This window comes from Paracoccus jeotgali (assembly GCF_002865605.1).
GTDB classification, from domain to species: Bacteria; Pseudomonadota; Alphaproteobacteria; order Rhodobacterales; family Rhodobacteraceae; genus Paracoccus; species Paracoccus jeotgali.
The window spans coordinates 1,982,222-2,006,763 of the sequence record NZ_CP025583.1 but is presented as its reverse complement, the minus strand read 5'-3'; the positions used below and the strand labels follow the sequence as shown (position 1 = coordinate 2,006,763).

Genomic DNA, 24,542 nt, shown 5'->3' with positions numbered 1-24,542 from the left:
GCGTCAGACGTTCAGCAGCAGGTGTTCGCGTTCCCACGGGCTGATGACTTGCAGAAACTCCTTGTATTCATTGCGCTTGACCGATTCATAGACGGCCACGAATTCCTTCCCCAGCACCTCACCGATCGGCTCGCTTTCGACCATGATGTCCAGTGCGTCGCCGAGGGTCAGCGGCAATTCGTCCTCGGACATATAGGCGTCGCCCAGACATTCGGGGCGCGGATCGCTGCCCTCGACCAGCCCCAGATAGCCGCAGGCAAGCGAGGCGGCGAGACCCAGATACGGGTTGCAATCCATCCCCGCCAGCCGGTTTTCCACCCGCCGCGATTCCGGGCTGGAGACCGGCACCCGCAGCCCGGTGGTGCGGTTGTCGCGGCCCCATTCCAGATTGATCGGCGCGGCGAAGTCGGGGACATAGCGGCGATAGCTGTTCACATAGGGCGCCAGCAGCGCGATCACCGCCGGCAGATGCGCCTGCATCCCGGCAATGAAGTTCAGGAAGGCCGGCGTCTCGCGCCCCTGTTCGTCGGAAAAAATGTTCCGCCCGCTCGCGATGTCGATGATCGAGTGGTGGATATGCATGGCCGATCCCGGCTCGCCCTCGATCGGCTTGGCCATGAAGGTGGCAAAGCAGTCCTCGCGCAGCGCCGCCTCGCGGATGAGGCGCTTGAAGAAGAAGATCTCGTCGGCCAGCCGCACAGGATCGCCGTGGTTCAGGTTGATCTCGATCTGGCCCGCGCCGCCTTCCTGCAGGATGCCGTCGATCTCGAACCCCTGCGCCTCGGCAAAGTCATAGATGTCGTCGATCACCTTGCCGTATTCATCGACCGCCGACAGCGAGTAGGCCTGTTTGGCGGCCGCGCGTCGGCCCGACCGGCCCATGGGCGGGATGATCGGCTGGTTCGGATCGACATTGCGGGCGACCAGAAAGAACTCCATCTCGGGGGCGACGATGGGGCGCCAGCCGCGGGCCTCGTACAGCGACAGCACCCGTTTCAGCACGTTGCGCGGCGCCATCGGCACCGGCGCGCCCTGCTGGTCGAAGACGTCATGGATGACCTGCAGCGTGCAATCGGCACTCCACGGGGCGGCGGTGGTGGTGGAATAGTCGGGGACAAGGATCATGTCCGGCTCGGTAAAGGCGCCGGTGGGGTTGTCGGCCCATTCGCCGGTGATCGTCTGCAGAAAGATCGAGTTGGGCAGGTAGAACTTGTCCTGCCGGGCGAATTTCGAGGCAGGCATCGCCTTGCCGCGTGCCACGCCTGCGATGTCGGCCACGATGCATTCGACCTCGTCCAGCCGCCGCCCGGCGATATAGTCCTGGGCGGCCTGCGGGATCTGTTTCAGCCAGTCGGGGGTCATGTGTGTCCTGTGGGTTTTTGCGCTGTCCGTGCCTGCCGCGTCATGCGGCGGGCTTGCTTGCGGCGCGGTTGTCGCGAAAGAACGCCTCGATCCGGTCGGCGATCTGGGCGTTGTCGCGCTTGCCGCCCATCCGCGCCTCGGCCTGGTCCTGGATCGGGTCGGGCACGACGCCGCGGGCGCGGGTGTCGATCAGCCCCTGCACGAATTCGTCGCTGAATTCGGGATGGGCCTGAATGGTCAGCGCCCGGCCCGGATAGATCAGGGCGGCATTGGCGCAGAAGGGGTTGGTGCCCAGCAATTCGGCGCTGTCGGGGGCGCGGGTCACCTGATCCTGATGCCATGCGTTCAGCGTCAGGGTCTGGCCGCCGAAGTCGTATTCCTGCGCACCCACCGCCCAACCGCCGGCGAATTTCTCGACCTTGCCGCCAAGCGCCTGCGCGATGATCTGGTGGCCAAAACAGATGCCGACCATCGGCACGCTGGCGTCGAAGGCGTCGCGGATGAACTGTTCCAGCGGCGCGATGAAGGGGTGATCCTCGTACACGCCGTGCCGCGATCCGGTGATCAGCCATCCATCCGCGTCATGGACCGAGGCGGGAAATTCCATCGCCTCGACATGCCATGTCTGGAAGCTAAGGCCGCGCCCGGCCAGCAGGTGCCGGAAGAAATCCGGATAGTCGCCAAGCGTCGCGCGCAGCTCTTGCGGGGATTGCCCGGTTTGCAGAATGCCGATCTTCATGTCCAACCACTTTTGCCGTTTGCCCGAACCTAGGCTTCGCATGTAACCGTTGCAATCGGGGATCAAATCGCGCCAGATGAGCGATGACATGAACGACAGCACTTCAGACATCCCGGTCATCGAGATTCGCGACCTGCAGAAATCCTATGGCCCGCTGGACGTGCTGAAGGGTGTCTCGCTCAGCGCGCCGCGCGGGCATGTGGTCAGCCTGATCGGGTCGTCGGGGTCCGGCAAATCGACGCTGCTGCGCTGCTGCAACCTGCTGGAAAACAGCCATGCGGGAGAGATCCTGTTTCTGGGCGATCCGGTGCGCTGGAAGGGGCAGGGCAAGGCCCGCCAACCCGCCAGCCGCGATCAGGTGTCGCTGATGCGGACCCAGCTGGCGATGGTGTTCCAGCAATTCAACCTGTGGTCGCACATGACCGTGCTGCAGAACGTGATGGAGGCGCCGGTCACCGTGCTAGGCCAGAAGCCAGCCGTGGTCGAGGCCCGCGCCCGCGATCTGCTGGCCAAGGTCGGCATCGCCGACAAGGCCGACGCCTGGCCCGCGCAGCTGTCGGGCGGCCAGCAGCAGCGCGCCGCCATCGCCCGCGCCCTGTGCATGGAGCCCAAGGCCCTGCTTTTTGACGAGCCGACCAGCGCCCTTGATCCCGAACTGCAACAAGAGGTGGTGCGGGTCATCAAGGATCTGGCCGGCGAGCACCGCACCATGATCCTTGTCACCCACGACATGCGGCTGGCCGCCGATGTCAGCGACAAGGTGATATTCCTGCATCAGGGACGGATCGAAGAAGAAGGTCCGCCCGATCAGGTGTTTGGCGCGCCGAAATCCGACCGGCTGCGCCAATTTCTCAGCGCCACCATGGCGCAATGATCCCCAACAGGAGAGCGTGACACATGAAAAGACTGATGATTGCCGCAGCGGCGATGGCGATGACTGCGGGCATCGCCGCGGCCGATCCGGTGCGGATCGCATCCGAAGGCGCCTATCCTCCGTTCAACATCATCAACTCGGCCGGAGAGCTGGACGGCTTCGACATCGCCGTCGGCAACGAGATCTGCAAGCGCGCCGAACTGGACTGCGTCTGGGTCAAGAACGACTGGGATTCGATCCTGCCGAACCTGAAATCGTCGAACTTCGACGCGATCATGGCCGGCATGTCGATCACCGATGAGCGCAAGCAGGAAATCGACTTTACCCAGAACTATTTCCCGCCCGCGCCCTCGGCCTATGCCGCGCTGTCGGCCGATACCAATGTCGGCGAAGGCGCCGTCGTCTCGGCCCAGACCGCGACGCTGCAGGCGGGATATGTCGCGGAATCCGGGGCGACGCTGCTGGAATTCGCCTCGCCCGACGAAACCCTGGCCGCGGTCCGCAATGGCGAGGCTGACGCGGTATTCTCGGACAAGGACTTCCTGGAACCCGCCGTCAATGAATCGAATGGCGAACTGGTCTGGGTGGGCGAGGATGTGCCGCTTGGCGACGGCATGGGCGTCGGCGTGCGCAAATCCGACACCGAGCTGCGCGACAAGATGAATGCCGCCCTGACCGAGATGAAAGAGGACGGCACCCTGAACGGCCTGATCGAAAAGTGGTTCGGCGAGGGCGCGATCTATTTCGGCGCCGACGGGCAGCCCGCCGACAAGGCCGACGCCAAGATCACGCCGCCGGCAAGCTGAGGAACACCGCCCCGCCACCCGCAAGGGCGGCGGGGCGGGACAGTGAATGTTCGAATACTGCGCCGATCCGAAATCGCTGGAGGGGCTTCGCTGGTTGTCATGCTATCTGACGACCGGCACCCATATGCGCTTCTATGCCAGCTTTGGCACGGTGCTGCTGCTGCTGGCGATCACCGCGCCGGTGGCGCTGCTGTTCGGTTTCGGGGGCGCGCTGGCGGCGCGGTCGGGCTTCGCGCCGCTGCGCTGGTTCGGCAAGGCCTATACGGCGATGGTCCGGGGCGTGCCGGACATCGTATTCTTCATGTTCGTGCCCATCGCGCTGGACCAGCTGTTCGAATATCTGCGCTCTCGCGTCTATTGCGATCCGTCGATCCCGGTGCGGCAGGGCAGCGATTTCGTGGTCTGCGCGGCGGCCAAGCTGCCGCGCGCCACCAGTGCGCCTTGGGTCCATGACGCCTACGGTTTCGCGCTGGCGGTGCTGGCCTTTGCCATCGTCTTCGGCGCCTTCGCGGCCAATGTGCTGCATGGCGCCATGCGGGCAGTCCCGCGCGCGCAGCTTGAAACCGCCGAGGCTTACGGCATGTCGCAGCGGCAGGTGAACCGGCGCATCCTGATCCCGCAGATGTGGACCTATGCCGTGCCGGGCCTGTCGAACCTGTGGATGATCCTGGTCAAGGCCACGCCGCTGCTGTTCCTGCTCGGGGTCGAGGACATCGTCTATTGGGCGCGTCAGCTTGGTTCTTCCAAGACCAGCTCGTTCGATTACGCCCACCCCGACTGGCGGCTGTATTACTTCCTGGCCATCCTCGTCTTCTACCTGCTGATGACCGCGGTGTCGGAACGTGTGCTGGGCCGGCTGACGCGGCGGCTGGCGGTGGGGCAGGCGACGCTGGCCGGCGAGACGATGCGAAAGACCGCCGCATGAGCTGCGCGCAGGCCATCGGCGACTACGCGCTGCGCTCGATCGGGCTGGGAGAGCGGCTGCTGCCTCGCGCGGACATCGACCTGTGCACGCAGGTCGTGCTGATCGGCTCCGGGCTGATTTGGAACGTCTATTTCGCCGTGATGGCGCTGTCGGTCGGCTTTTTCCTGGCCAATGCGCTGGCGCTGGCACGGGTGTCGGGCAAACGCTGGCTGCGCAAACCGGCCGAGTGGTTCATCTTCCTGTTCCGGGGCAGCCCGCTCTTCATCCAGTTCTTCCTCGCCTATCAGCTTTTCGTGCTGCTGCCGCGCGGCGGCGTGGAGCTGCTGGGCCTGACGCTGCCGGTGCAATGGCTGACCAAGGCTTGGGCGGGGACGGTCGTGGTGCTGATCCTCAACACCGCCGCCTATTCGGCCGAGATCTTTCACGGCGCGTTGCTGGCGGTGCCGAAAGGCGATCTTGAGGCCGCCGACGCTTACGGCATGACCGGCTGGAAGCGCTTTCGCCGGATCGTCTGGCCGACGATGATGCGCCTGGCCTGGCCCGCCTATACGAACGAGGCGATCTTTCTGTTCCACGCCACGACGCTGGTGTTCTTTGCCAGCTTCCCGGCCTTTGCCCAACAGGGCGACGCGCTGTATTACGCCAGCTATCTGGCCGACAAGACCTTCAACCCCTTTGTCGCCTATCCCATTGTCGCTGGTTATTTCATCCTGCTGACCTTGCTGCTGATTTCGCTTTTCGGGCTGGCCAACAGGCGCCTGAACCGGCATCTTCCGGGGGCGGCGAGACGGCTTCGTTACCGTCCGCAACTCATCAGGTGAGACAATGGACTGGTTTTCCGAACATCCCGAGGTGCGCACGATCCGTGTGGCCGCGGCCGATCTTAATGGCGTGGCCCGCGGCAAGCGGGTGCCCGCCCGCTTTGCCAAGGCCCTGCTGTCCGAAGGGACGCGCTTTCCCTATTCCGTGCTGAACATGGACATCTGGGGCGAGGATATCGAGGACAGCCCCCTGGTCTTTGAAAGCGGCGATCCGGATGCGCTGCTGATGCCGACCGAGCGCGGCTTCATGCCGATGCCCTGGCTGGACGCGCCATCGGCGCTGCTGCCCTTGTGGATGTTTCACCCCGATGGCCGCCCCTATGAGGGCGATCCCCGGCAGGCGCTGGCCCGCGTCGTCGCCCGCTATCAGGCCGCCGGGCTGACCCCGGTCGTGGCGACCGAGATGGAGTTCTTCGTCATCGACGATTCCGGCAAGACCCTGCGCGTGCCGCCCAGCCCGCGTTCGGGCAAGCGCCGGACGGGCGCGGAAACCCTCAGCCTGCGGGCGCTGGATGCTTTCGACAAGTTCTTCACCCGGCTTTACGACGCCTGCGAGGCGATGGACATTCCCGCCGACACCGCCATTTCCGAAGCCGCGCTGGGTCAGTTCGAGATCAACATGATGCACCAGCCCGATCCGCTGAAGGCGGCGGACGATGCCTGGCTGTTCAAGATGCTGACCAAGGGCATCGCACGCCAGTTCGGCTTTGCCGCCAGCTTCATGGCCAAGCCCTACGAGGTCTGGTCGGGGTCCGGGTTGCACATGCATTTCTCGGTCCTGGATGCGTCGGGGCGCAACGTGTTCGACGACGGCACCGATCGCGGCTCGGACGTGATGCATCACGCGGTGGCGGGGCTGTTGCGGGCGATGCCTGGCTCGACCCTGATCTTTGCCCCGCATGAAAACAGCTATGACCGGCTGGTGCCCAACGCCCATGCGCCCACCGGCATCGGCTGGGCCTATGAAAACCGCACGGCGGCGATTCGGATCCCGGCCTCGGGCAACCGCTCGCGGCGGATCGAGCATCGCGTCGCGGGGGGCGATGTGAACCCCTATCTGATGATCGCGGCGATCCTTGGAGCGGCCCTGAACGGGATCGAGGACGGGATCGACCCGCCACCGGCCTTCAAGGGCAATGCCTATGACCAGAACCTTGAACAGCTGCCCGGCACCTGGGCCGACGCCATCGAGGCGTTCGTCCGCTGTGACCAGATCCCGCGCATCTTTCCGCAGCACCTGATCGACAATTTCGTCATGACCAAGCGGCAAGAGCTGCGCTATATGGCAGAGTTGAGCGACGAGGAGACGGTCGAGCTGTATCTCGATCTGGTCTGACGGCAGCGGCGGCAAACTTGGCGCGGGCCGCAACCTTGTTGTTGCACGCCCCGCCGACCTCGGTTACATCTGCGGCCCGAGGCCCCAATAGCTCAGTTGGTAGAGCACCTGTTTCGTAAATAGGTGGTCGGCGGTTCGAGTCCGTCTTGGGGCACCAGTTTCCACCCGATCCTTTCCCCGCAGGTCTGCGCGCTTTTGATGCAGGTCAAGCCGGGGCCGTGGCCGCCGTGTTACGCGACATGGCAAAGGGGGAAACCGATGCGTCTGACCATGCGAACCAATCTTGCCATGCGCGTGCTGATGTATTGCGCGGTCAACAGCGACGGTCTGGCGCGGTCCGGTCAGGTCGCGGCGGCCTGCAACGCCTCGGTCCATCACGTCGCGCAGGTGGTCAACCAACTGGCGACACTCGGTTATCTTAAAACCTGGCGCGGGCGGTCGGGCGGCATCGCGCTGGCCCGGCCGGCGGCGGCGATCTCGGTCGGGGACGTGTTCTCGCATTTCGAGGCGGAACTGCCGCTGACCGAATGTTTCGACGGGCAGGGCAACACCTGTCCGCTGACCGAAAGCTGCCGCCTGCGCGACGCGCTGATCGAGGCCGCGCGCGCCTTTTACGGTGTCCTTGCCCGGCTGTCGCTGGAAGATCTGGTCTGCAACAACACCGATCTGGAAACCGCCTTCGCCGCCCCGGCCTGCCGGGCCCGGATTGGCGGCGCTGCCGGTCCGGCGGCAAACTGAGCGATCCGCGCAGCAAATATTTGACAATCATCGACTTTGACGCAGAATCCGTGTGACGTCCGCGCTGGCGGGCCGGTCCAACGGAGGAGAAGTCGTGAAACAGAAATTGCTGGCCTCGGCCGCGATCATCGCGCTGTCAACGGCGGCCGCCTCGGCCGCGATGGTGTTCCCGATGGGCGAGGATGACCGCTTCAACTGGGACAGTCTGGACCAGTTCAAATCCGCGCATGGCGATCTGTCGGGGCAAAAGCTGACGATTCTGGGGCCGTGGCTGGGTGGCGACAAGGACCTGTTCGAATCGGTCCTGCCCTATTTCGAAGAGGCGACGGGCGTCGACGTCCAATATAACGGCTCGGACAGTTTCGAGCAGCAGATCGTCATCGACGCCGAAGCCGGCTCGCCGCCCGATCTGGCGGTGTTCCCGCAGCCGGGGCTGGCCGCCGGGCTGGCCGCCAAGGGGCAGTTGAAGCCGCTGCCGGACGAGATGCGGCAGTGGATCGTGGACAACTATGCCGCCGGCGAAAGCTGGGCGCAGCTTGCCACCTATGCCGGGCCGGACGGCGACGATCAGCTTTACGCCTTCCCCTACAAGGCCGATGCGAAATCGCTGGTCTGGTATGTCCCCGAGAATTTCGAGGATGCCGGCTACGAGATCCCCGAAACGATGGAGGATCTGAAGGCGCTGACCGAACAGATCGCGGCGGATGGGGAAAAGCCGTGGTGCATCGGGCTGGGTTCGGGCGGGGCGACCGGCTGGCCGGCCACCGACTGGGTCGAGGATCTGATGCTGCGCACCGCCACGCCCGAGGATTACGACGCCTGGGTGACCAATGAGCTGAAGTTCAACGATCCCAAGGTCGTCGCCGCCATCGAGGAATTCGGCTGGTTCGCCAAGAACGACGATTTCGTCGCCGGCGGCACCGGCTCCGTCGCCTCGACCGATTTCCGCGACAGCCCAAAGGGCCTGTTCGACAGCCCGCCCGCTTGCTACATGCACCGGCAGGCGAGCTTCATCACCACCTTCTTCCCCGAGGGCACGGTGGTCGGCGAGGATGCCGATTTCTTCTATTTCCCGGCCCCTGCCGATGGCTCTGCCGGGCAGCCGGTGCTGGGCGGCGGCACGCTGTTCGCCGCGCTGACCGACAATCCGGCGGCGACGGCCTTCATCGAGTTCCTGCAGACGCCGCTGGCCCATGAGGTCTGGATGGCGCAGGAAGGTTTCCTGACCCCCCATACCGGCGTCAACCCCGAAGCTTACAGCGAGGACACCGTCCGGCGCATGAACGATATCCTGCTGAATGCGACGACCTTCCGCTTTGACGGGTCGGACCTGATGCCGGGGGCGATCGGCGCAGGCGCGTTCTGGACCGGGATGGTCGATTTCGTCGGCGGCAAATCGGCCCAAGACGCGGCGGATGCGATCCAGGCGACCTGGGACACGATCAAGTAGCCATCGCCAAGGGCTGACAAGGGGGCTGGATGGACCTGTTTCTGATGGCGGTCGGGACCATCGTGGCCGGCGTGGCGGGCTGCGTGGCGTGGTTCTGGGGCTCGAACCTGGTGCTGGACCTGATCCTGCCCCCGCGCGGGCCGCAGGCCGGGCGCAATATCGGGCGCGCCGCAATGATCCGGCCCTGGCTGTTTCTGGGGCCGGCGATCCTGTTTCTGGGCGTCTATCTGGTCTATCCGGTCATCAACTCGTTCTGGCTGTCGCTGCATGACGGCTCGGGTCGGCGGCTGGTCGGCGCCGACAACTACACCTGGCTGGTGGGCGACACCAAGTTCCGCGAATCGATCCGCAACAACTTCTTCTGGCTGCTGATCGTGCCCGCGCTGTCGACGCTGTTCGGGCTGATCGCGGCGCAACTGACCGACCGCATCCGCTGGGGCAGCATCGGCAAGTCGCTGATCTTCATGCCGATGGCGATCTCTTTCGTCGGCGCGGGCGTGATCTGGAAGTTCATCTATGAATACCGCGAGCCGGGGACCGAACAGATCGGCCTGCTGAACGCCATCGTGCAATGGCTGGGCGGCACGCCGCAGACCTGGCTGACGCTGATGCCGTGGAACAACCTGTTCCTGATGATCGTGCTGATCTGGATCCAGACGGGATTCGCCATGGTGATCCTGTCGGCCGCCCTGCGCGGCATCCCCGAAGAAACCATCGAGGCCGCGGTTCTGGACGGCGCCAACCCCTGGCAGATCTTTCTGCGCATCAAGGTGCCGCAGATCATGGGCACCATCGCCGTGGTCTGGACCACCATCACCATCACCGTGCTGAAGGTCTTCGACATCGTCTTTGTCATGACCAACGGGCAATGGGGCACGCAGGTGCTGGCAAACCTGATGTATGACTGGATGTTCCGCGGCACCCCGGATTACGGACGCGGCTCGGCCGTGGCCATCGTGCTGATGATCCTGGTGCTGCCGATCATGGTCTGGAACATCCGCAACGTCCGGCGGGAGATGCGCTGATGCAGGACATGGCGGGCCGCAAGCCGGCGCTGATCTGGGCGGTCAATCTGGCCGCGCTGCTGCTGGTCATCCTGTGGACGGTGCCGACGGCGGGGCTGTTCGTGTCGTCGTTTCGCGACCGCGACCAGATCTCGGCCACGGGCTGGTGGAAATCGCTGACCACGACCGAACAGACCGGCTTCGTCCGCAGCGGCACCGCCGAGGACCAGCGGGCCGAGGGCGATGTCTTCGTGATCGAGGGCAATGTGCTGGCGCCCGATCAATCCCTGCTGGGCTGGGGCACCCGCGCCCGCGAACCCGCCGCTTATCGGCCGGGCGAGACGGCGGAACTGGACGGCGCGCGGCTGACGGTGGCCGAGGACGGTTCCTATCGTCTGGAATCCGACCGCCCCTTCGAGATGCGGCGGGGCGAGCGGATTTTCGTGACCACCGGCTCGCCGCCCGATTTCACCCTGTCGAACTATGCCCGCGTGCTGCAGGCCGAAGGCATCGGCCGGGCCTTCATGAACACCATGACCGTGACCATCCCGGCGACGATCATCCCGATCCTGATCGCCGCCTTCGCCGCCTATGCGTTGGCCTGGATGGAATTTCCGGGCCGCGCCCTGCTGACTGCGGCGGTCGTGGGCCTGCTGGTCGTGCCCCTGCAGGTCGCGCTGATCCCGCTGCTGCGCCTGCACAACGATATCGGCATCGGCAAGGGCTATCTGGGCATCTGGCTGGCACATACCGGCTTCGGCCTGCCGCTGGCGATCTATCTGCTGCGCAACTACATGGCCGGGCTGCCGCGCGAGGTGATCGAAAGCGCCCGCGTCGATGGCGCGACCGAGTTCCAGATCTTTCGCCGCATCATCCTGCCGCTGTCCTTTCCGGCCCTTGCGTCCTTTGCGATCTTCCAGTTCCTGTGGGTCTGGAACGATCTGCTGGTGGCGACGGTGTTTCTGGGCAACACCCGCGAGCAGCTGGTCATGACCGGCGTGCTGCGCGAACTGATGGGCTCGAAGGGGGGTGAGTGGGAGATCCTTGCCACCTCGGCCTTCATCTCGATCGCGGTGCCGCTGGTCGTGTTCTTTGCGATGCAGAAATATCTGGTCCGCGGATTGCTGGCCGGTTCGGTCAAGGGCGGTTGAAGATGGCGTTGGACGGCAAGCGGGACTGGTGGAAGGGCGCGGTGATCTATCAGGTCTATCCGCGCAGCTATCAGGACAGCAATGGCGACGGGACCGGCGATCTGGCGGGCATCACGCTGCGTCTGGACCACATCGCGTCGCTGGGGGTGGACGCGGTGTGGATCTCGCCCTTCTTCACCTCACCGATGAAGGATTTCGGCTATGATGTCAGCAATTACCGCGACATCGACCCGGTCTTTGGCAGCATGGCGGATTTCGACCGGCTGATCGCCCGCGCGCATGATTTGGGGCTGCGGATCATCATCGATCTGGTGCTGTCGCATAGCTCGGACCAGCACCCGTGGTTCATCGAAAGCCGGTCCAGCCGCGACAATCCGCGCGCCGACTGGTATGTCTGGGCCGATCCCAAGCCGGACGGAACGCCGCCCACCAACTGGCTGTCGATCTTTGGCGGCAGCGCCTGGCAATGGGACGCGCGGCGGCTGCAATACTACCTGCACAACTTCCTGCCCAGCCAGCCCGACCTGAACTTTCACAACAGGCAGGTGCAGGACGCGCTGCTGGATGTGGCGCGGTTCTGGCAGGATCGCGGCGTCGATGGCTTTCGGCTGGACACGATCAACTTCTATACCCATGACGCGCAGTTGCGCGACAACCCGGCCCTGCCGCCGGAACTGCGCCGCAGCGATACCGCGCCCGCGGTCAATCCCTATAATTATCAAAGCCATCGCTTCGACAAGTCGCAGCCCGCGAACCTGCATTTCTTGGAACGCCTGCGCGCGGTGATGGATGAGACCGGCACCGTCGCCCTGGGCGAGATCGGCGACAGCGAGCGCGCGTGGGAGCTGTTGCAGGACTACACCGCGGGCGAGACGCGGATGCAGATGTCCTATCTGTTCGATTTCCTGTCGGGCGAAAGTCTGGACGCGCAGCGCATCGTTCAGGTGTTCGAGGACAAGGCGCGGCTGGCCCCCGATGGCTGGCCCTGCTGGGCGTTTTCCAATCACGACGTCGTCCGCCATGCCAGCCGCTGGTCGCTGACCGAGGCCGCTGTCCGCGCCTATGTGCAGGTGCTGGTCTGCCTGCGCGGCTCGATCTGCCTCTATCAGGGCGAAGAGCTGGGCCTGCCCGAGGCCGATATCGCCTTCGAGGATCTGAAAGACCCCTACGGGATCGAGTTCTGGCCCGAATTCAAGGGCCGCGACGGCTGCCGCACGCCGATGGTCTGGGATGCGACGCTGCCGAATGCCGGCTTTTCCGAGAGCACCCCCTGGCTGCCGATCCCGGCCGAGCATCTGGGCCGCGCCGTCAGCCTGCAGCAGGACGATCCCGATTCGGTGCTGAACCACTATCGGCAGGCCATTGCGCTGCGGCAGCGTCACGCGGCGCTGCAACAGGGCACGCAGGAATTGCGGGTTCAGGGCGACGTGCTGTTCATCGACCGTCAGGCGCCCGGCGACCGCGTGCGGCTGCGCGCCAACCTGTCGGACCTGCCGCAGCAGGGGCTGGCCTCGTGGCAGGTCGAGATCATCGAGGGCGAGGGGGGTGCGGGATGGCAGACCTGAAACTGCGCGACATCGGCAAATCCTATGTCGAGGTCGAGGTGCTGCGCGGCATCGACCTCGACATCCGCTCGGGCGAGTTCGTGGTCTTTGTCGGCCCCTCGGGCTGCGGGAAATCGACGCTGCTGCGGATGATCGCGGGGCTGGAACGGATCAGCCGGGGCGAGCTGTGGATCGACGGGCAGCGCGTCAACGACATCCCGCCCAGCCAGCGCGGCATCGCGATGGTGTTCCAGTCCTACGCGCTGTATCCGCACATGACCGTGCGCGACAATATGGGCTTTGCCCTGCAGATCGCGGGCAAGAGCCGGGCCGAGATCCGGCAGGCCACCGACCGCGCGGGCGAAATGCTGCAACTGACGCCCTATCTGGACCGGCTGCCCAAGGCGCTGTCGGGCGGGCAGCGCCAGCGCGTGGCCATCGGGCGGGCCATCGTGCGCGACCCCAAGGTGTATCTGTTCGACGAACCGCTGTCGAACCTTGATGCCGCGCTGCGGGTGGCGACGCGGATCGAGATCGCGCAGCTCAAGGAAAGCATGCCCGACCGGACCATGATCTATGTCACCCACGACCAGACCGAGGCGATGACGCTGGCCGACCGCATCGTGGTCCTTGCCGGGGGCGGCATCGCGCAGGTGGGCGCGCCGCTGGACCTGTATGAGCGCCCGATCAACGAATTCGTCGCCCGCTTCATCGGCAGCCCGGCGATGAACCTGCTGCCCGGCCGCATCGTCTCGACCGGCGAGGTGACAGGCGTCGAACTGGACGCGGGCGGGCAATGTCAGGTGCCGATCCCGTCGCAGCCTTCCGATCAGGGGCTGGCGGTCAATCTGGGCGTCCGCCCCGAGGATCTGCGCGTCACCGACGGGCCGGCGCTGTTTCAGGGCCGCGTCGATCTGACCGAGGCGCTGGGCGAGGTGACGCTGCTCTATTTCGGCACCGGCTCGACGCAGGAGCCGGTGATCGCCAAGCTGCCGGGCATCCATGCCGGGCTAAACCGCCAGACCGTGCGCCTGACCGCCGAGCCGAAGGCGCTGCATCTGTTCCATGGCGGGCAATCGCTGCTCTACCGCTCGCAGGCACCGGCCCCCGCCGCCCCGCCCGAACCGCCGGGGGGCGAGGATCTCGGTCCGGTGGTCAAGCCCACCCCGGCCCGCTAGCCGGGCGGGCAAGCGCGATTGACCGGCTTCGTGCAACTGCCTAATGCTGGCCGCAACCGCAGGGGGACGGCATGAAGATCATCATTTGCGGCGCCGGGCAGGTCGGCTGGCAGATCGCCCGGCATCTGTCGGGTGAACGCAACGACGTCACCGTGATCGACAACAACGGCGAACTCGTCCGCCGCGCGACCGAGGCGCTGGACGTCCAGGGCGTCGCCGGTTTCGCCAGTCACCCCGATGTGCTGGACCGTGCCGGGGCGCGCGACGCCGATCTGATCATCGCCGTGACCCATTCGGACGAGGTCAACATGGTCACCTGTCAGGTGGCCCATTCCGTGTTTCAGGTGCCGCGCAAGATCGCGCGGCTGCGCTCTCCGGCCTATCTGGACGCGATCTATTCCGATCTCTACCGCACCGATCACCTGCCCATCGACGTGGTCATCAGCCCCGAACGCGAGGTGGCAGAGGCCGCCTTGGCGCGGCTGCGCGCGCCCCAGACCTTCGAGGCCGAGGATTTCATGGATCGCCGCGTCCGCCTGCTGGGGCTGGTGCTGGACGATGACTGCCCGGCGCTGAACACCCCGCTGCGGCAGTTGAACGAACTCTTTTCCAGCCTCACCGCCATCGTCGTCGGCGTCCGCCGCGAGGGGCGGCTGTTCGTGCCGGAAGCCAATGACCAGCTTTTCGCCGGCGACCAGATCTATGTCCTGTCCAGCCGCGAGGATGTGACCCGGACGATGGAAATCTTCGGCAAGGAGACCCACCGCGCCGACCGCGTCATCATCATCGGCGGCGGCAATGTCGGGCTGTCGGTGGCCAAGGCGCTGGAAGCCGGGCGCGACCGCGTCCGTGTCAAGATGATCGAACGCAACCGCGACCGCGCCGAACTGGCCGCCGACGCGCTGGAACGGACCATCGTGCTGCATGGCGACGGGCTGTCGCTGGAACTGCTGGAAGAGGCCGCGATCCGCCAGACCGACGCGGTGATGACCCTGACCGATGACGACAAGGTCAACATCCTCGCCGCCGTCCGCGCCAAGCAGGCGGGCGCCAAGCTGGTCGTCAGCCTGGTCAACGACCCGACGCTGGTGTCGCTGATGAAGCCCCTGGGGGTGGACGCCTATATCAACCCCCGCTCGATCACCGTCTCGACCATCCTGCGCCATGTCCGCCATGGCCGGGTCCGCGACATCTACTCGATCGGCGATGCCGAGGCCGAGGTGATCGAGGCGCAGGTGCTGGCCACCTCGTCCATGTCGGGCCGCACCATCCGCGAGATCGAACTGCCCGAAGGCGCGCTGATCGGCATGATCCTGAAGGGCGACCGCGTCATCAAGCCGATGCCCGACATCCGCCTGTCCGAGGGCGACATCATCTGCATCTTCGCCATGACGCCGGACGTGCACGAGGTCGAGCGGCTGTTGCAGGTCGCCATCGACTTCTTCTGATGCAGACGCTGTTCCGCCTGCCGCTGTTCATCCTGCTGATCGGCTTTTCCGGGGCCGCGATGCTGGTCCCCGCCGGTTACGCGGCGACGCTGGGGCTGGGCGAGCTGGGGCGCATCTTCCTGTTCAGCGGTGCGCTGCTGCTGGTGCTGTCGGCGCTGCTGGGGGTGGCGGTGGCGGGGAATAGCGACACGATCTTCCTGCAGGGCCGCTCGGCCCTGGCGACGATGCTGGGGGCGTTCGTGCTGCTGCCGGTGGCGCTGGCCATGCCGCTGTCGCTGGCGCTGCCCGATACCGGCCTCTACAACGCCTGGTGGGAGATGGTGAGCTGCCTGACCACCACCGGCGCCACGCTGTATGCCGCAGAACTGCTGGCCCCGCCGCTGCATCTGTGGCGGGCGATGGTCGGCTGGCTGGGCGGGCTGTTCATTCTGGTCACCGCCGTCGCGGTGCTGGCGCCGCTGAAGGTCGGCGGTTTCGAGATCCTCGATTCGCCACATCGCGGCAGCGAGAAGTTCACCCCGCTGGTCGAGGGCGAGGTGCCCGGCCACCGGATGCGCGCGCAGCTTCTGAACCTCGCCGGCCAGCGCGCCAGCCCGACCGAGCAGAGCCTGAAACTCGCGGCGCAGGTGACGCCCTGGTATGCCGGGCTGACGCTGCTGCTGTGGGTGCTGCTGCTGATGGCGGGCGATCCGGGGCTGGTGGCGCTGTGCCGCGCGATGGGGACGCTGTCGACCTCGGGCATCTCGCCGGTCTCGGGGCCGGTCGGCATCCATTCCGGCCTGTTCGGCGAGGTCGCCGTCTTTGCCTTCCTGCTGCTCGCCCTGTCGCGGCGCTTCTGGCCCGGCGGCGAATCGCTGCGCGCCTCGGAACGGCTGCGCGACGACCCGGAACTGCGCCTGGGCCTTGCCGTGGTGGCGCTGGTCGCGGCGGTGCTGTTCGCCCGCCACTTCACCGCGGCGATCGAGATCGGCGCCGCCCGCCCGGATGGCGGGCAGGCCATGCTGCTGCCGCTGAGGGATGCGGCGGTGGCGACCTGGGGGTGGCTGTTCAACGCGCTGTCCTATCTGACCACGACGGGCTGGAACTCGATCGACTGGAAGGGCGCGCGGAACTGGTCGGGCCTTGAATCGCCGGGGCTGCTGCTGGCCGGGCTGGCGATGATGGGCGGCGGCGTGGCGACCACGGCGGGCGGCGTCAAACTGCTGCGCGTCTATGCCCTGGCCCGCCAGAGCCAGCGCGAGATGGAGCGGATCATCCACCCCGCCTCGGTCAGCGGCGGCGGCGCGGTGGCCCGGCGCATCCGGGGCGAGGGGGCGTATCTGGCCTTTATCTTCTTCATGCTGTTCGCGCTGTCGATTGCTGTCTCGGTCCTGCTGGTGTCGATCCACCAGATCGAGTTCGACACCGCCGTCATGCTGTCGGTCTCGGCGCTGACAAATACCGGGCCGCTGGCCGGCACCATCTCGCTGACCCCCAGTTTCGAGGCCAGCGCCGGCTTTGCCTCGAACCCTTGGCAAGGCTGGTCGGGCCTTGCCCTGCTGCCCAAGACAGTGCTGGCGGGGGCGATGGTGGCGGGCCGGCTGGAAACGCTGGCCATCCTGGCGCTGCTGACGCCCGAGTTCTGGCGTCGCTGAAAGGACACAGCACTGTGCCTTGACGGACAAGCGCCGCTTGTCACAGCCCGATTCGTCCCATAGATTTCAGGAAACAATCAGAACAGGGACCAAACATGGCCGGCGACAAACAGAATCTTCAGGATGCATTCCTGAATCACGTCCGCAAGACCAAGGTTCCGGTAACGATCTTCCTGATCAATGGCGTCAAACTGCAGGGTGTGATCACCTGGTTCGACAATTTCTGCGTGCTTCTGCGCCGCGACGGGCAGTCGCAGCTGGTCTACAAGCACGCGATCTCGACCATCATGCCGGGCGCGCCGATCAGCCTCTATGAAGGCGACGACTGATTGGCGCAGTCCCATGTCACGGAACGCGCCCCGACCCGCGCCTATGTGATCCAGCCCGACATCGACGGCAGCGCCGGGTCGCGCCGCTCGGCCGAGGATGCGCTGGCGGAAGGCGTGGCGCTGGCCATGGCGCTGCCGGGGGTCGAGATCGTCGGCTCTCAGGTGGTGCGGCTGCGCAAGCCCTCGCCGGGTTATCTGCTGTCCAGCGGCAAGCTGGAAGAGGTGGGCGAGGTTCTGGAACAGTCCGAGGTCGAGCTGGTGCTGATCGACGGCCCGGTGACGCCGGTCCAGCAGCGCAATCTGGAAAAGGCCTGGGGGCTGAAGATCCTCGACCGGACCGGGCTGATCCTGGAAATCTTCGCCGACCGCGCCCGCACTCGTGAAGGCGTGCTCCAGGTCGAACTGGCGGCGCTGTCCTATCAGCGCACCCGGCTGGTCCGGGCCTGGACCCATCTCGAGCGGCAGCGCGGCGGCTTCGGCTTTGTCGGCGGCCCCGGTGAGACGCAGATCGAGGCCGACCGCCGCGCCATCGACGACCAGATGACCCGCCTGCGCCGGCAGTTGGAGCGCGTGGTCAAGACGCGGACCCTGCATCGCGCCGCGCGGGCCAAGGTGCCTTATCCGATCGTGGCGCTGGTCGGCTATACGAACTCGGGCAAATCGACGCTGTTCAACCGCCTGACCGGGGCCGAAGTGCTGGCCAAGGACATGCTGTTCGCGACGCTGGACCCGACGATGCGCGCGATCCGCCTGCCTTCGGGGCGCCAGATCATCCTGTCGGACACGGTGGGCTTCATCAGCGACCTGCCGCATCAACTCGTCGCCGCCTTCCGCGCCACTTTGGAAGAGGTGCTCGAGGCCGATCTGATCCTGCACATCCGCGACATCAGCCATCCCGAAACCGAAGAGCAGGCGGGCGACGTGGCCGAGATCCTCGAATCGCTGGGGATCGACGAGGATGTGGCCCTGATCGAAGTGTGGAACAAGATCGACGCGCTGTCTGACGCGACCCGCGCCGCGCTGCGCAATACCGACCGCCGGACCGAGGGCGTGCAGGCGATCAGCGCGCTGACCGGTGAGGGTCTGGACGAACTGACCGCCGCCATCGACCGCTCGCTGGATGCGGTGCTGTCCGAACCGCGCGAGACCGCGGAACTGCGCCTCGACTTCGGCGACGGCCGCCGCCGCGCCTGGCTGCACGAGCAGGGCGTGGTCGAGGAAGAGCGGCCCGAGGACGACGCGGTGATCGTCAACGTCCGCTGGACGGAGCGCCAGCGCGAGGCGTTTGCGGCGTTGTAGCGGTGGGGACTGTGGCGTTGCGGCCTGGCAGGCTCGCGGCTTCGGGGTCTCGCAAGCCTCGCAGTCTCGGACCCTCGCGGCCTCGCAGCTTGGCGCGTCTGCAGCGTTTTAGCGTTGGGGTGTCGGTTGGGCGTCGGCTAGCTTGACCCGAGGCGACTGACTTTATCGGACACCCCTTTGCATGGGCTGCGTTCGGTTAAAGTTGAAGGTCTGCTACAGGTAACGCCCGATGATCCTCCATGTTGCGCGCTGAAGCGTGCTACTGCGCGTCTCTGCGGCAGCGGCGTCTGATTGGCGCCCGCGCCGAAAGATGACAAAGCGTTCCCTAAGGCAGTTCGCGTCGCCGCTCCGCGTCCGAGATGAAGATTGGCGAAGCGATTGACTGCGCCTGTTACTTCCGCTCTGCTGGACGTCCTCCTGAACATCGAAATCGTGTCGCCAAAGTCAGCGCCGAATCGACGCCTGACGCCGCTCACAAGTCATTATGCGCGTTCAGCAGATCGGCGGCGCGGACCGTGCGGCCGTCGGGGGTGCGGCACAGATCGGCGCGGCGTCCGCCTTGGGTGCGGGGGATGACCTGGCCGCCGGTGCCCTGACAGTATTGCGCCGCCGGATCGACCTGAATGCCTCCGGCCGGGGCCGAGCCGGTGCGTGGCTGCGCGCCGGGGCCACCGCAGGCGGCGAGTGCCAGACAGGCGGTGATCGCGGTCAGGGTCAGTGATTTCGTCATCTCTCGATCCTTTATGGCCCGCCGCATCTTTGCCGCTCCCGCCCGGCAGGGCAAGCCCGCGCGGTGCAGGACGCGACAGAGCTCGCTCGCCCGTTCAACACGTTTCCGATGGACACGGGACGGGTGTGGCAGATCTTCGCAGATGAAGATGGCTTGTTTGCCCGCGGCCTTCACCTGACGTTTATTAATGGTCCGCGGGCCCGTCCTGACGGCAGTCCTAGACCGGCAGTCTATGCGTACTCGCCTTCCCACACCGCCCGATCCCCCTGCCCACCCCGTTCGGGTCGCCCCTGAGATCCGCGTCCCCCCTTTTCGCGCCGCTGGGTCATGTGCCATCTGATCATGTGCGGGCCAAGTCCGTTTCCACGCAATCCACCTTGTGATCGCGGCACTCGGGCACGTGCTGCGAGGCTTGTGTCTTAGCGCGCTACAGCAGCCCATCCCTACGGAAGCTCACCTCTCGCCCGGCGCCGATGATCAGGTGGTCGTGGATGGTGATGCCCATGACCTCGGCGCCGATCTGGATGCGCTGGGTCATGGTGATGTCGGCCTGCGAGGGAGTCGGGTCGCCCGAGGGGTGGTTGTGGACCAGGATCAGCGCCGAGGCGCCTAGTTCCAGCGCGCGGCGCAGGATCTCGCGCGGGTAGACCGGGACGTGATCGACCGTGCCTCGTCCCTGCGCCTCGTCCGCGATCAGGATGTTCTTGCGGTCGAGAAACAGGACGCGGAACTCCTCGGTCCCCTCATGGCCCATCGCGGTGTGGCAGTAGTCGAGCAGCGCGTCCCAGCCCGAAAGCGCCGGGCGCTGCATGATCCGGGCCCGCGCCATGCGTTGCGCGGCGGCGGCGACGACCTTCAATTCGGTTACCACGGCCGGACCCACGCCCTCGATCTCTCGCAGCCGGGCGGGCGCGGCGGCCAGAACGCGCGAGAAATCGCCGAAGCTGTCGATCAGGCGCCGCGCGAGCGGTTTGACGTCCTGACGGGGGATGGCGCGGAACAGCACCAGCTCCAGCAGTTCGTAATCCGGCATCGCGCCTGCCCCGCCGGACATGAAGCGGTCGCGCAACCGCGCCCGGTGATCGGCAAGATAGGACGGCGCGGCCGGTGATCCGCGCCGCGTGGACGGGTCGGATGGCTCACCTGTATCAGCGCCAGCCGGCAGCCACACGGCCTCGTCACTGTCGGGGTTGAACAGCGGCAGCGGGGCTTCCTGAAAGGATCGATTCGCACTCATGCCCTGCAGGCTGGCACAGGGCGGATGAAAAATCCGTTAACGCGGCTGCGGACCCGCCCCGGCAGCCATCGCCACGTCGCAGCGGAATCGCCTTGACCCATGGCCCGGCTTGCGCCCTACAATCAACCCCATCCTTGGGCAGAATCGCCCGCTTGAAACAAGAGGTTGCCATGACCCCGATGAAAGCCCTTATGGCCTCGGCCACCGCGCTTGGCCTGCTGGCCGGTGCCGCCGCGGCCGAACCCGCGCTGATTTTCGATCTGGGCGGCAAGTTCGACAAATCCTTCAACGAGGCCGCCCATACCGGCGCGCAGCGCTGGAAAGAGGAAACCGGCGGCTCTTACAAGGAACTGGAAATGCAGTCGGAAGCGCAGCGAGAGCAGGCGCTGCGCCGGCTGGCCGAAACCGGCGCCAACCCCATCGTGATGACCGGCTTCGCCTTTGGCGAGGTGCTGAACACCGTCGCGCCCGACTATCCCGACACGAAATTCGTGCTGATCGACATGGCGGTGGATCAGCCCAATGTGCAGTCCAACGTCTTCAACGAGGGCGAGGGCTCTTATCTGGCCGGCGTCATGGCCGCGCAGGCGTCGGAAAGCGGGACCGTGGGCTTTATCGGTGGCATGGACGTGCCGCTGATCCACAAGTTCGAATGCGGCTATCGGCAGGGCTTTCTGGCCGCGCGGCCCGACGGCAAGGTGATCGTCAACTATACCGGCACGACGCCCGCCGCCTGGAACGACCCGGTCAAGGGCGGCGAGCTGGCCAAGGCCCAGCAATCGCAGGGTGCGGACGTGATCTATGCCGCCGCGGGCGGGACCGGGATCGGGGTGCTGCAGGCAGCCGCCGACATGGACATCCTGTCCATCGGCGTCGACAGCAACCAGAACCACCTACATCCCGGCAAGGTGCTGACCTCGGTCGTCAAGCGCGTTGACAATGCGGTGTTCGACGCCTTCACCGTCGGCGAGAATGTCGAGCCCGGGACCAAGGTCTGGGACGTCCGCTCGGACGGGGTGATCCTCGCGATGGACGACAACAACGCGCCGCTGGTCACGCCGGAGATGACGCAGGCGGTCGAAGAGGCGAAGGCCAAGATCATCTCGGGCGAGATCGAGGTGCATGACTACATGACCGACAACACCTGCCCGGTCGATTGATGCCTGAAAAGGCGCAAAAGCGCGGGGGGCCGGACGCGGCCCCTCGTTCCGCTGGCGATGTTCCGGCGATCGAATTGCGCGGGATCTCCAAGGCGTTCGGCCCGGTTCAGGCCAATCGCGACATCGACCTGCGGGTCGAGCGGGGCACCATCCACGGCATCATCGGCGAGAACGGCGCGGGCAAATCCACGCTGATGTCGATCCTTTACGGATTCTACAAACCCGACAGCGGGGAAATCTGGATCGGCGGCAAGCCGGTCCAGATCACCGATTCGATGACCGCGATCCGGTCCGGCATCGGCATGGTGTTTCAGCATTTCAAGCTGGTGCGGAACTTCACCGTGCTGGAAAACATCATCCTTGGGGCCGAGGACGGGCCGATGCTGCGCCCCTCGCTGGCGCGTGCGCGGGGGCGGTTGCGCGAGCTGGCGCAGGAATACGAGCTGAACGTCGATCCCGACGCGACCATTGACGAGCTGTCGGTCGGCCATCAGCAGCGGGTCGAGATCCTCAAGGCGTTGTATCGGCAGGCCGATATCCTGATCCTGGACGAGCCGACGGGCGTGCTGACCCCGGCCGAGGCGGATCATTTGTTCCGTATCCTCAACGGCTTGCGTGACGAAGGCAAGACGATCATCCTGATCACCCACAAGCTGCGCGAGATCATGGAGATCACCGACACCGTCAGCGTGATGCGGCGCGGCCAGATGGTCGCCTCGGTCGCCACCGCCGACACCAGCCCCGAGGAACTGGCCGAGCTGATGGTCGGGCGCAAGGTGCTGCTGCAGGTGGACAAGACCCCCGCCGCGCCGGGTCCGACCGTTCTGTCGGTGCGCGACCTGCGGATGCGGGACGAGGACCGGGTCGAGCGGCTGCGCGGGATCAGCTTCGACATCCGCGCGGGTGAGATCGTGGGCATCGCCGGGGTCAGCGGTAATGGTCAGACGCAACTGCTTGAACTGCTGGGCGGATTTCCCGAACCCGGCGCCAAGATCACCGGCGAGGTGCGGGTGAACGGCCAGATGCTGGACCTCAGCGGGCGGCACTCGGACGCGGCGACGCGGCGGGCGCGGGGGATCGGTCATGTCCCCGAGGATCGGCAGGATGAAGGGCTGATCATGGACTTCACGGCCTGGGAAAACATCGCCTTCGGCTATCACACCGCGCCGGAATACCGTAGCGGGCCGTTCATGGACCGCGCCGCGATCCGCGCCGATGCCGAGGGCAAGATCAGCCGGTTCGACGTCCGCCCGCCCGACCCGGATCTTGCGGCGCGGAACTTCTCGGGCGGCAACCAGCAGAAGATCGTCGTCGCGCGCGAGGTTGAGCGCAATCCCGACCTGCTGCTGATCGGCCAGCCCACCCGCGGCGTCGATATCGGCGCCATCGAGTTCATTCACAAGCGCATCGTCGAGCTGCGCGACGCGGGCAAGGCGGTGCTGCTGGTCAGCGTCGAGCTGGACGAGATCATGGCGCTGTCGGACCGGATTCTGGTGATGTTCGACGGCATGATCATGGGCGAACGCGACCCTGCCACCGTCACGGCGGGAGAGCTGGGGCTGCTGATGGCCGGCGTCACCGACCCGACCCAGCCCGCCGAGGCCGGCATCCCGCCCGCCCAGATCCAGCCCGCCGACCGCAGCGAGGACCGGCTGGTCAAACCCGAGGGGATGGGCTGATGGACAGGATGCCGAAATGGGCCGATGTGATCCTGACGCCGCTGATCTCGCTGGCGCTGGCCTTCGCGATCTCGGCGCTGGTGATCCTCGCCATCGGCGAAAGCCCCTGGGCGGCGCTGAAGATCATGGTCAACGGCGCGCTGGGGTCCAGCTATGGCTGGGGCTTCACGCTGTATTACACGACGAATTTCATCTTTACCGGCTTGGCCGTCGCCGTCGCCTATCACGCCGCGATGTTCAATATCGGCGGCGAGGGGCAGGCGGCGCTGGGCGGCCTTGGGGTGGCGCTGATGTGCCTGTTCATCCCTTGGCCGCATTGGACGCTGGCGCTGCTGGCGGCGATGGCGGGCGGTGCGCTGTTCGGCGCGGCATGGGCCTTTATTCCGGCGCTGCTGCAGGCCAAGCGAGGCAGCCATGTCGTCATCACCACGATCATGTTCAACTTCATCGCCGCGGCGCTGCTGAACTGGGTGCTGGTGGTCAAGCTGCGCCCGATCGGCAGCATGGACCCGGCCTCGGCCACATTCCCGGCCGCCACCCATCTGCCCAAGCTGACCGAGATTTTCGCGCTGTTCGGCATCGCCTGGGGCCGGCACACGCCTGCCAATGTCACCTTCGTCATCGCGCTGCTGGCCTGTCTGGGCGTCTGGCTGCTGATCTGGCGCACGCGGCTGGGCTATGAGATCCGGGCCTTCGGCAAATCCGAGAGTGCGGCACGTTATGCAGGCATCTCGCCGGTGCGAATCATCATCGTGGCGATGCTGATCTCTGGCGGGCTGGCGGGGATGATGGCGATCAACAACGTCATGGGCGAGGCCGAGCGGCTGATCCTGAACAATGTCGAGGGCGCGGGCTTCATCGGCATCGCCGTCGCGCTGATGGGCCGCAACCACCCTTTCGGCGTGCTACTGGCGGCGCTGCTTTTCGGCTTTCTCTATCAGGGCGGGGGCGAGTTGGCGCTGTGGACCACTATCCCGCGCGAGCTGATCGTGGTTATTCAGGCGCTGGTGATCCTGTTCACCGGCGCGCTGGACAACATGGTGCGCATCCCGCTCGAGGCGTTTTTCATGTCGCAAAGGCGCAAGACATGACCGGCGC

The 24,542-nt window shown here is 66.0% G+C and carries 22 protein-coding genes and 1 tRNA gene; 19 read left to right on the top strand and 4 right to left on the bottom strand.

Annotated features, from left to right (window positions below; translation table 11 throughout):
* Positions 1 to 3: 3 nt before the first annotated feature.
* The gene (locus tag CYR75_RS09790; protein ID WP_101499877.1) at positions 4 to 1,362 is read right to left on the bottom strand and encodes a glutamine synthetase family protein; all 1,359 of its coding nucleotides are present in this window, start codon (positions 1,360 to 1,362) and stop codon (positions 4 to 6) included.
* A gap of 40 nt (positions 1,363 to 1,402) precedes the next feature.
* Positions 1,403 to 2,101, bottom strand: a complete 699-nt coding sequence (locus CYR75_RS09785) for a type 1 glutamine amidotransferase (RefSeq protein ID WP_101499876.1) — start codon at positions 2,099 to 2,101, stop codon at positions 1,403 to 1,405.
* Positions 2,102 to 2,189: 88 nt separating this feature from the next.
* Between CYR75_RS09785 and CYR75_RS09780 the strand changes: the two genes are divergently transcribed.
* From CYR75_RS09780 to hflX, 16 genes are all read left to right on the top strand, one after another.
* Positions 2,190 to 2,975, top strand: a complete 786-nt coding sequence (locus CYR75_RS09780; RefSeq protein WP_192876651.1) for an ABC transporter ATP-binding protein — start codon at positions 2,190 to 2,192, stop codon at positions 2,973 to 2,975.
* Positions 2,976 to 2,998: 23 nt separating this feature from the next.
* Positions 2,999 to 3,781 carry a transporter substrate-binding domain-containing protein gene (locus CYR75_RS09775; protein WP_101499874.1) on the top strand — a complete coding sequence of 261 codons (783 nt, stop codon included), beginning with the start codon at positions 2,999 to 3,001 and terminating at the stop codon, positions 3,779 to 3,781.
* A gap of 46 nt (positions 3,782 to 3,827) precedes the next feature.
* Positions 3,828 to 4,706: an ABC transporter permease gene (locus tag CYR75_RS09770; protein WP_101499873.1), complete on the top strand. Its 879-nt coding sequence runs from the start codon at positions 3,828 to 3,830 to the stop codon at positions 4,704 to 4,706.
* A complete protein-coding gene (locus CYR75_RS09765; RefSeq protein WP_101499872.1) occupies positions 4,703 to 5,527 on the top strand; it encodes an ABC transporter permease in 825 nt (274 codons plus the stop codon). Before CYR75_RS09770 ends, CYR75_RS09765 begins: the two co-directional genes overlap by 4 nt.
* 4 nt (positions 5,528 to 5,531) lie before the next feature.
* Entirely contained in the window at positions 5,532 to 6,863 is a 1,332-nt protein-coding gene (locus tag CYR75_RS09760) for a glutamine synthetase family protein (RefSeq protein WP_101499871.1), read from the top strand.
* Positions 6,864 to 6,944: 81 nt separating this feature from the next.
* A tRNA-Thr gene (locus CYR75_RS09755) sits at positions 6,945 to 7,020 on the top strand.
* A 101-nt stretch (positions 7,021 to 7,121) separates the two neighbouring features.
* Positions 7,122 to 7,601, top strand: coding sequence for an RrF2 family transcriptional regulator (locus tag CYR75_RS09750; RefSeq protein WP_101499870.1), 480 nt, complete (start codon positions 7,122 to 7,124; stop codon positions 7,599 to 7,601).
* A gap of 94 nt (positions 7,602 to 7,695) precedes the next feature.
* Positions 7,696 to 9,051: an ABC transporter substrate-binding protein gene (locus CYR75_RS09745; protein ID WP_101499869.1), complete on the top strand. Its 1,356-nt coding sequence runs from the start codon at positions 7,696 to 7,698 to the stop codon at positions 9,049 to 9,051.
* A gap of 29 nt (positions 9,052 to 9,080) precedes the next feature.
* Complete coding sequence (locus CYR75_RS09740) at positions 9,081 to 10,076, top strand: carbohydrate ABC transporter permease (protein WP_101499868.1); 996 nt, start codon at positions 9,081 to 9,083, stop codon at positions 10,074 to 10,076.
* Positions 10,076 to 11,206 (top strand): carbohydrate ABC transporter permease, encoded by a 1,131-nt coding sequence (locus CYR75_RS09735; protein ID WP_101499867.1) that lies wholly within the window; start codon positions 10,076 to 10,078, stop codon positions 11,204 to 11,206. Before CYR75_RS09740 ends, CYR75_RS09735 begins: the two co-directional genes overlap by 1 nt.
* Positions 11,207 to 11,208: 2 nt before the next feature.
* Positions 11,209 to 12,771, top strand: a complete 1,563-nt coding sequence (locus CYR75_RS09730; RefSeq protein WP_101499866.1) for an alpha-amylase family glycosyl hydrolase — start codon at positions 11,209 to 11,211, stop codon at positions 12,769 to 12,771.
* The gene (locus tag CYR75_RS09725) at positions 12,759 to 13,928 is read left to right on the top strand and encodes an ABC transporter ATP-binding protein (RefSeq protein ID WP_101499865.1); all 1,170 of its coding nucleotides are present in this window, start codon (positions 12,759 to 12,761) and stop codon (positions 13,926 to 13,928) included. The genes CYR75_RS09730 and CYR75_RS09725 overlap by 13 nt, the downstream gene beginning before the upstream one ends.
* 71 nt (positions 13,929 to 13,999) lie before the next feature.
* Positions 14,000 to 15,376, top strand: a complete 1,377-nt coding sequence (gene trkA, locus CYR75_RS09720; RefSeq protein ID WP_101499864.1) for a Trk system potassium transporter TrkA — start codon at positions 14,000 to 14,002, stop codon at positions 15,374 to 15,376.
* Positions 15,376 to 17,010 (top strand): potassium transporter TrkG, encoded by a 1,635-nt coding sequence (locus tag CYR75_RS09715; protein ID WP_101499863.1) that lies wholly within the window; start codon positions 15,376 to 15,378, stop codon positions 17,008 to 17,010. The genes trkA and CYR75_RS09715 overlap by 1 nt, the downstream gene beginning before the upstream one ends.
* Before the next feature lie 95 nt (positions 17,011 to 17,105).
* Complete coding sequence (gene hfq / locus CYR75_RS09710; protein WP_101499862.1) at positions 17,106 to 17,339, top strand: RNA chaperone Hfq; 234 nt, start codon at positions 17,106 to 17,108, stop codon at positions 17,337 to 17,339.
* The gene (hflX, locus tag CYR75_RS09705) at positions 17,340 to 18,638 is read left to right on the top strand and encodes a GTPase HflX (protein WP_101499861.1); all 1,299 of its coding nucleotides are present in this window, start codon (positions 17,340 to 17,342) and stop codon (positions 18,636 to 18,638) included.
* A gap of 472 nt (positions 18,639 to 19,110) precedes the next feature.
* On the opposite strand, the gene CYR75_RS09700 is transcribed toward hflX, so the two are convergent.
* Both CYR75_RS09700 and radC read right to left on the bottom strand, forming a co-directional pair.
* Positions 19,111 to 19,368: a DUF333 domain-containing protein gene (locus tag CYR75_RS09700; RefSeq protein ID WP_101499860.1), complete on the bottom strand. Its 258-nt coding sequence runs from the start codon at positions 19,366 to 19,368 to the stop codon at positions 19,111 to 19,113.
* 427 nt (positions 19,369 to 19,795) lie between these two features.
* Entirely contained in the window at positions 19,796 to 20,605 is an 810-nt protein-coding gene (gene radC / locus CYR75_RS09695; protein WP_101499859.1) for a RadC family protein, read from the bottom strand.
* Between the two features lie 170 nt (positions 20,606 to 20,775).
* Here radC and CYR75_RS09690 point away from each other — a divergent pair, with 170 nt between their 5' ends.
* From CYR75_RS09690 to CYR75_RS09680, 3 genes are read left to right on the top strand one after another with little or no spacing between them, the layout of a single operon-like run.
* On the top strand, positions 20,776 to 21,765 hold the full coding sequence (locus tag CYR75_RS09690) for a BMP family lipoprotein (protein ID WP_101499858.1): 990 nt from the start codon (positions 20,776 to 20,778) through the stop codon (positions 21,763 to 21,765).
* Entirely contained in the window at positions 21,765 to 23,444 is a 1,680-nt protein-coding gene (locus CYR75_RS09685; protein ID WP_101499857.1) for an ABC transporter ATP-binding protein, read from the top strand. The genes CYR75_RS09690 and CYR75_RS09685 overlap by 1 nt, the downstream gene beginning before the upstream one ends.
* Complete coding sequence (locus CYR75_RS09680; RefSeq protein WP_101499856.1) at positions 23,444 to 24,535, top strand: ABC transporter permease; 1,092 nt, start codon at positions 23,444 to 23,446, stop codon at positions 24,533 to 24,535. The genes CYR75_RS09685 and CYR75_RS09680 overlap by 1 nt, the downstream gene beginning before the upstream one ends.
* Positions 24,536 to 24,542: the final 7 nt, after the last annotated feature.